Source organism: Bacteroides caecigallinarum (assembly GCF_021531075.1).
Classification (GTDB): Bacteria; Bacteroidota; Bacteroidia; order Bacteroidales; family Bacteroidaceae; genus Phocaeicola; species Phocaeicola caecigallinarum_B.
On the sequence record NZ_JADYTJ010000037.1, the window covers coordinates 25,822 to 34,460 of the forward strand.

Sequence of the window (8,639 nt, forward strand, 5' to 3'; positions counted from 1 at the left end):
ACGTATGTTATTATACTTGTAACATAAAAATTTGAATTTCGATTCATATGGTAATATTTTTGCGTTGTAAAAATTTGGTGACTATGGATAAACATTTTGTTTTTGCTATTTTGCTTTTAATACCATTGCAGCTGTTTTCACGCAGTAAGGTAGTTAGTGATACAATTTTCAGTAATATTCTGAATTCCTCCAGAAATTACTCTGTGTATTTACCGCCATCTTATCAGGATGATAAGAAATATCCGGTGCTTTATTTGTTTCATGGGATGTCACAAACAGACCGTGACTGGCTGTGGCGAGGACATGTACAGGAAGTGGCCGACAGGCTGATATATTCCGGTGAGGCAGATGAAATGGTTATTGTAATGCCGGATGCTGGTGGTGATATATATAAGGGCTTTTGGAACGGATATTTTGATATGCCCGGATGGAGATATGAAAGTTTCTTTTTTGAGGAACTGCTTCCTTATGTTGAGAAAAAATATAATGTGATAGGAGACAAGTCTCACAGGGCTGTAGCCGGTTTGTCAATGGGTGGAGGAGGAGCTACAGCTTACGGGTTGTGGCATCCGGATAAATTTTCATCTGTATATGCTATGAGTGCTCTTATGGATATACCTGAGTCCGGGGCTGCCAAATATGATAATCCTGATGATAAACTTGCAATATTGACACGGGCTGTTAAAGAACGTAGCTGTATAAGATTTGTTGAAAATGCAAACGATGAAACTAAAGCTGAATTAAGAACTGTAGAATGGTTCATTGATTGTGGAGATGATGATTTTTTGTTGGATAGAAACATTGAGTTTTTTCATGCAATGAGGAACTCTGGCATAAAATGTCAGTTCAGGGTGAGAGATGGCGGACACGATTGGGAGTACTGGCATTCGGCTTTGTATATGTGCTTACCGTTCGTTTCAAATGGTTTTAAAGATTAAGATTTGTGCTTTATGAGATTATTTTTAGTATTTGTTTTAATGTCTCTTGTAAATGGAATAAGAGCTGAAAATCTCAGATTATGGTATTCCGGTCCTGCAAAAAACTGGTGGGAAGCACTTCCTGTGGGTAATTCCCATATAGGGGCGATGGTTTATGGTGGTATTGACCATGAAGAGATTCAGTTGAATGAAGAAACATTCTGGTCTGGTTCACCTTATAACAATGATAAATCTGGTGCCAGTCGGTATTTGGGTGATGTAAGGAAACTGATATTTCAAGGAAGGAATGCTGAAGCACGGAAATTGCTTGATGAGAACTTCTTTACAGGCAGTCATGGGATGCGTTATCTTACGGCGGGCAGTCTGTTAATTGATTTTTCCGGTGTAGATGGCGTAAGGGATTATTACAGGGAGTTGAATCTGGATGATGCCACAGCTGTAACGGGGTTTACTGCAGGCGGGATAAAATACAGACGTACCGTCTTTTCATCATTCTCGGGTAATGTGGTTGTGATAGACATTCACTCGGATAGCAATAGGATACATGATTTTGAATTGAAGTATACATGTCCGTTGGCTTTCGCCGTTGATAATGTGGGACGGGACCTGATAGTGAAATGTAGTGGTGTGGAACATGAAGGTATAAAGCCTGCTTTGGATGCTGTTGTTGGTATTCGCGTGATAACAGATGGAAAAAGCACTTCCGAAAAAGGAAAAATTCGCGTCAGTGATGCGTCGCACGCCACTGTATACGTGTCGGCTGCTACTAACTTTGTAAATTATAAGGATGTAAGTGGTGATGCCATGAATAAGGTGATTGGTTTTCTTGATGAATCGTCTTCGAAGGGATATGCTGCATTGTTAAGTGAACATGTGGATAAATATAAAGAACAGTTTGGCAGGGTGACATTCACTCTTCCTGCTTCTGCACAGGCTGTGAAGGAAACGGATGTGAGAATAACTGAGTTTGGAAAGAAGGATGATCCTACACTGCCTGTGCTGTTATTCCAATATGGACGATATCTGCTGATTTCTTCATCGCAGCCGGGCAGCCAGCCGGCTAATCTGCAGGGGATATGGAACAGGGAGGTGTATGCGCCCTGGGACAGCAAGTATACCATCAATATAAATACGGAGATGAACTATTGGCCTGCAGAAGTTACAAATCTGGCAGAGACTCATTATCCTCTTTTTGAGATGATAAAGGATTTGTCTGAAACAGGACGTAAAACGGCCAAAACTTTATACGGAGTAAATGGATGGGTGGCTCATCATAATACGGATATCTGGAGAATTGCAGGACCGGTAGATTTTGCGGATGCAGGACTGTGGCCTAATGGAGGTGCCTGGCTTACACAGCATCTGTGGCAGCATTATTTATTTACAGGTGATAAAGACTTTCTGCGCTATTATTACCCTGTAATGAAAGGGGCTGCCGATTTCCTGTTGTCTTTCCTCGTTAAACACCCTGATTATGGATGGATGGTAACAGTTCCGTCTGTATCGCCCGAACATGGTCCTGGCGGAGTGTCTATAACTGCCGGTTGTACAATGGATAATCAGATAGCTTTTGATGTGTTGGAAAATACAAGACAAGCAGCTGAAATATTGGGAGAGAGTGGTGATTATATTGATTCTCTGAAAAATATGGCCGCAATGTTACCACCTATGAAAATAGGCAGATATAATCAGTTGCAGGAATGGCTGGAAGATGTTGATGACCCGAATGACAAACATAGGCATATTTCTCATTTGTATGGGTTGTATCCAAGTAACCAGATTTCTCCTTATGCAGATCCCCTTTTATTCCAAGCGGCAAAAAATACTTTGTTACAAAGGGGTGACATGGCTACTGGATGGAGTATAGGATGGAAAATAAATTTCTGGGCAAGAATGCTTGACGGTAATCATGCTTATCGTATCATAAAAAATCTTCTCACCATCCTGCCGAGTGATAATGTGGTTAAGGATTATCCGGAAGGGCGTACATATCCAAATATGTTTGATGCCCATCCGCCGTTCCAGATAGACGGTAACTTCGGTTTTACGGCAGGTCTGGCAGAGATGCTGTTGCAGAGTCACGATGGTGCTGTACATATATTGCCTGCATTGCCGGACGAATGGCAGGAAGGCAGAGTGACGGGGCTGGTGGCTCGCGGAGGATTTGAAGTTGACATAGAATGGAAGAATGGTACTGCAGAAAGAATTGTGGTGCATTCGCGTATAGGTGGTGCATTACGGCTGAGGAGTTATGCTCCGTTGAAAGGTAAAGGTTTGAAAAAAGCGAAAGGTGAATGTCCGAACAGACTTTATGCACGTGCAAATGTTTTGGCCCCTATCATATCAGAAGGACTTACATCTCCTGAAAAGCCTGAGTTACGAAGTGTCTATGAATATGATTTGAAAACAGTTGCAGGTAAAGATTATGTGATAACGAATAAATAATTAAAATAACATAAATCCATGAAAAAACATTTTTTATTCTCTTTTATTTTGGCTCTTGGATGTATGTGTGGCGGTGAAGCTGTTGCACAGTCAAGTGACAATGGCGATGGAACATTTACCAACCCAGTATTATGGGCCGATGTTCCTGACCCGGACGTAATCCGTGTAGGTGACGATTATTATATGGTAAGCACTACTATGCATCTTATGCCTGGTGCACCTATAATGCATTCCAAGGATTTGGTTAACTGGAAAATCGTTAATTATCTGTATGGCAAGCTTGATGATAAGACTTCTTATAATCTGGAAGGTGGTACAGTATATGGAAGAGGACAGTGGGCTACATCCTTAAGATATAAAGATGGAAAGTATTATGCTTATTTTTCTCCAAACAATACACCTTATAAAGGGTATGTGTACACTACGGACAATCCGGCCGGGGAATGGACTTTATTGGCGCGCATTCCGCATTTTCATGATGCGTCATTGTTTTTCGATGACGACGGCAGGACGTATGTGTTCTACGGTACGGGGCAGCTGTGCGAGCTGAAACCGGATCTGACGGGTGTTCTGGAAGGCGGGCTTGATACGAGGGTTTTCGAACGCGACAGCGAGGAGAACGGACTGCTGGAGGGCAGCAGGGTTATAAAGCACGACGGGAAGTATTATCTGATTATGATATCGTGGCCTGTGGGGGGCAAACGCCGTCAGGTGTGCTATAGGGCGGACAATATAGCCGGACCTTATGAGAAGCGTGTGATACTGGAGGATGCTCTTGGAGGATTTCCATATGTGGCACAGGGCACTATAGTGGACGATGGCAAGGGTAACTGGTATGGGATGATTTTCCAGGACAGAGGCGGTGTGGGGCGTGTGCTTACGCTGATGCCTTGCCGATGGACTGACGGATGGCCTATGCTGGGAGATGAAAACGGTCGTGTACCGGAGGTGATGAGAAAGCCTGTTCAGGGATATGAATCGGAGGGGCTGGTGGTGAGCGACGGCTTTGACGGCAGCAGCCTTAAACTGAACTGGCAGTGGAACCATAATCCGGTTGATTCCTGCTGGAGTCTGACGGAAAGGCCGGGTTATCTCAGGCTGAAGACCGCCAGGGTGGTGGACAATCTGTTTCTTGCTCCGAACACTCTGACCCAGCGTATGGAGGGGCCGCGCTGTGAGGCTGTGGTTTCTTTTGACCTTTCGACCATGAAGGATGGCGATGTGGCGGGTTTCAGCGCTTTCAACGGCGATGCGGGAATTCTAGCCGTGTCATGCGAGGGTGATAAAAAATATCTTACAATGAAATCGGAAGTGGTGAGTCTGAGTGACGAGAAGAAGGAGGTGACGGGCATCGACAGAAAGGTGATGGAGAGAATAGAGATTGAATCGGACTGTGTGTATCTGCGTATTGACGGTGATTTCCGGTTGAATAGGGATATGGCTTCTTTCTATTATAGCTATGACAATAAGAATTGGAAAAAGATAGGTAGTGATTTCAGGATGGTATTCGACTACAGACGATTCTTTATGGGTACTAAATATGCCATATTCAATTATGCTACCAAGTCTCAGGGAGGATACGTGGATGTGGACTTCTTCGATTATAAACGGATAAGATAATCGCACTGGTGATGATAACAGTTTCTGTATATAGTTTTTAAATAGGTAGGTATCATATATAAATATAAATAATAGTGTAAACTTTAAAATATTGAAGATTATGAGAAAACAATTGTTGTTCTGCTGGCTTGTGTGTATGGGAATGGGTACAGGTGCCGCAGAAAGGAAAATATCAAGTCCGGACGGCAGACTGGTGGTGACGGTTTCGGACTCTGAGGGTAAGGCTACGTATAGTGTGACGTACGATGATGAGCTGTTCATTGCGTCGTCTCCTCTTGGCATGAAGACGAATATCGGCGATTTTACTACAGGCCTGCTGATGGGTGAAGGTTTTAAGGCTTCGGACGTGGAAAGTGAGTATAGTCTGCCCAATATAAAGAAAAGCTATGTCAGATATAGTGCTGGCAGGGCTGTTGTGCCGTTTATGAAAGATGGCAGGACGGTGTTCGATGTGGAATTCAGTGTGTCGGACAATGATGTGGCTTTCCGCTATACGGTTTATCCTAAGGAAAATACTCTATGCTGTGTGATAGAGGACGAAGCGACGGGATTTACGATGCCCGAGGGGACTACGACTTTCCTTTGCCCTCAGAGCGGTCCGATGGGCGGTTTCGCCAGAACTTCTCCAAGTTATGAGACTCCATATACACCGGATGCTGCTACAGGAAGCAACGGATGGGGCGAGGGATATACTTTCCCGTGTCTGTTCCGCAACTCGGATAAGGGATGGATTCTGGTTTCGGAAACGGGGGTGGACAGTTATTATTGTGCATCACATTTGATGGGTGGCAACGGTAATACTTATAAGATAGGTTTCCCTAATCCCGGAGAATTCAATGGCAACGGAACTTCTGCACCTGGTATGGCTCTTCCGGGAAAGACTCCGTGGAGGACTATCACTGTGGGACGTACGCTTGCCCCGATAGTTGAGACTACGGTTCCGTTTGATGTGGTGGAACCTCTGTATGAAGCTTCGAAGGACTATACGGCAGAGTATGGTTGCGGCACATGGAGCTGGATTATTGCCGGCGATGGCAGCATGACTTATGATGACCAGAAACGGTATGTTGATTTCTGTGCCGATATGGGATATCGGACTGTGCTTGTAGATGCACTGTGGAACACACAGGTGGGATATGACAAGGTGGAAGAACTGGCACGTTATGCAAAATCAAGGAATGTAGGCCTCTATCTGTGGTACAACTCGAACGGCTATTGGAATGACGCTCCTCAGGGACCGCGTGGCAAAATGGATAATACCATCAGACGCAGAAAGGAAATGCAGTGGATGCAGAAGGTGGGCATAAAGGGTATTAAGGTGGATTTCGTGGGCAGCGACAAACAGATGGCAATGAAACTCTATGAGGATATACTTGCTGATGCAAATGATTATGGATTGCTGGTAATATTTCATGGTTGTACGATTCCAAGAGGATGGGAAAGGATGTATCCTAACTATGCGGCCAGCGAGGCTGTCCTTGCCAGCGAGAATATGAATTTCTCGCAGGGCAGTTGCGATGCCGAGGCTTTCAATGCATGTATTCATCCGTTTGTGCGCAATACTGTAGGTAGTATGGATTTTGGTGGAAGTACACTGAACAAATATTATAATGCTGCCAACGAGCCAAGAGGCAGCCGCAGGGTTACTTCTGATGTTTTTGCACTGGCTACGGCTGTCCTTTTCCAGAGTCCTGTACAGCATTTTGCGATGGCACCGAATAACCTGACAGACGCACCGACATGGGCTGTGGATTTCATGAAAAAGGTGCCTACAACTTGGGATGATGTCAGGTTCATTGACGGTTATCCGGGCAAATATGTGGTAATGGCCCGCAGGCATGGCGATAAATGGATTATTTCCGGGGTGAATGCTCAGGACAAGACTCTGAAACTGAATCTTGATCTTTCTGCTTTCTTCGATGCCGGCGAAACTGTGACATTATACTCGGATGATGCAAAACTTAATGGTACAGCTTCGGAGATAAAGATAAATAAAAAACAGGAACTTAAGATTTCCATTCCAAAGAATGGAGGATTGGTAATAACTGAAGAATTATAATTATGAAAGTAATGAAAAATATATTAGCATTAGCGGCACTGACATTGGCATCGGGTGCTGCAGCACAGAATCCTGTAGTACAGACATGGTTTACAACTGATCCAGCACCACTTGTGCATAATGATACTTTGTATCTGTATACAGGACATGATGAAGACAAGGCAGATTTCTTCTGGATGCAGGAATGGAGAGTGTATTCCACTACAGATATGGTGAACTGGACTGATCATGGCTCTCCGCTTGCCATTGAATCATTCAGTTGGGCAGACGACAGGGCATGGGCTGCACAGTGTATAGAACGCAACGGAAAGTTCTACTGGTATGTGTGTCTGCATTCAAAACTAAGCAATGCTATGGCAATAGGAGTGGCTGTGGGAGATAGTCCTACAGGACCTTTCCGCGATGCTATAGGCAAACCGTTGTATGATGGGAATTGGGATTTCATAGACCCTACTGTGTTTATTGATGATGATGGCAGGGCATATCTCTATTGGGGAAATCCGAATATCTATTTTGCAGAACTGAATGAGGACATGGTGTCGATTAAGGGGGAAGTAAAGAAACTGGAACAGACAGTTGAAAGTTTTGGTGCACCAAATCCTGAAAAGAGAATAAAGGGACAGAAATATAAAGATACATATACAGAAGGACCTTGGTTCTACAAGCGGAATGGTAAATACTATCTGCTCTATGCTGCGGGTGGAGTGCCTGAGCATATAGCATATTCTATGGGTGACAGTCCTGAAGGACCGTGGAAATATATGGGTGAGATTATGCCGCTTCAGGACACAGGATCCTTTACTAATCATTGTGGTGTAGCCGATTATAAGGGCAATTCGTACTTCTTCTATCACACCGGCAAATTGCCAGGTGGAGGTGGATTCGGACGTTCAGTGGCTATTGAGGAATTCAAATATAATCCGGACGGCACTTTCCCTATAATAAATGCTACCAAAGAAGGAGTAAAACCTGTTTCTACGTTTAATCCTTACAGAAGAGTTGAAGCTGAAACAATTGCTTACTCGGAGGGAGTAAAGTCTGAACCAAATGCAAAGACAGGGCTTTATATTTCTGAAATCCACAATGGTGATTATATAAAGGTAAGAGAAGTGGACTTTGGTAAAAAAGGACCAAAATCTTTCCGCATAACTGCTGCCAGTGCTTTGCGTGGAGGTACAATTGAAGTACGCACAGACAGTATTGCAGGAAATAAGATTGCAGAAGTTAACATTCCTACAACAGGTGGATGGGAAGAATGGAAAACATTTAATAGTGAAGTTAAAACTGCTGTTATCGGAGTGCATGATGTATATTTTGTATTCCGTGGCCGCAAAGGTTGTAAATTATTTAATCTTGATTGGTGGGAGTTCTCTAAATGATGAGCTTTTTATATTAATTAATTATGAAAAATATATTATATAGTGTTTTGTTTTTTGTAGCTGGTATATTGTGGTATGTGGAATGTAAAGCTACAACAATAGAAGAAGGTTCATTCTATACAAAAGTATATAAAAATCTGTTTAAAGAATATTTAGGTATATCAGATAGAGAAACTAACAAGAAAATAAGTGATATAT

General features: G+C 43.3%; 5 protein-coding genes. All 5 read left to right on the plus strand.

Annotated features, from left to right (window positions below):
* The first annotated feature begins 83 nt into the window (after window positions 1–83).
* Window positions 84–938, plus strand: a complete 855-nt coding sequence (locus I6E11_RS10380; protein WP_235337974.1) for an alpha/beta hydrolase — start codon at window positions 84–86, stop codon at window positions 936–938.
* A 12-nt stretch (window positions 939–950) separates the two neighbouring features.
* The gene (locus I6E11_RS10385; protein ID WP_235337975.1) at window positions 951–3,383 is read left to right on the plus strand and encodes a glycoside hydrolase family 95 protein; all 2,433 of its coding nucleotides are present in this window, start codon (window positions 951–953) and stop codon (window positions 3,381–3,383) included.
* An 18-nt stretch (window positions 3,384–3,401) separates the two neighbouring features.
* Complete coding sequence (locus tag I6E11_RS10390) at window positions 3,402–5,003, plus strand: glycoside hydrolase family 43 protein (RefSeq protein WP_394800127.1); 1,602 nt, start codon at window positions 3,402–3,404, stop codon at window positions 5,001–5,003.
* 100 nt (window positions 5,004–5,103) lie between these two features.
* Window positions 5,104–7,062 (plus strand): glycoside hydrolase family 97 protein, encoded by a 1,959-nt coding sequence (locus I6E11_RS10395; protein ID WP_235337976.1) that lies wholly within the window; start codon window positions 5,104–5,106, stop codon window positions 7,060–7,062.
* 11 nt (window positions 7,063–7,073) lie between these two features.
* Entirely contained in the window at window positions 7,074–8,441 is a 1,368-nt protein-coding gene (locus I6E11_RS10400; RefSeq protein WP_235337977.1) for a glycoside hydrolase family 43 protein, read from the plus strand.
* Window positions 8,442–8,639: the final 198 nt, after the last annotated feature.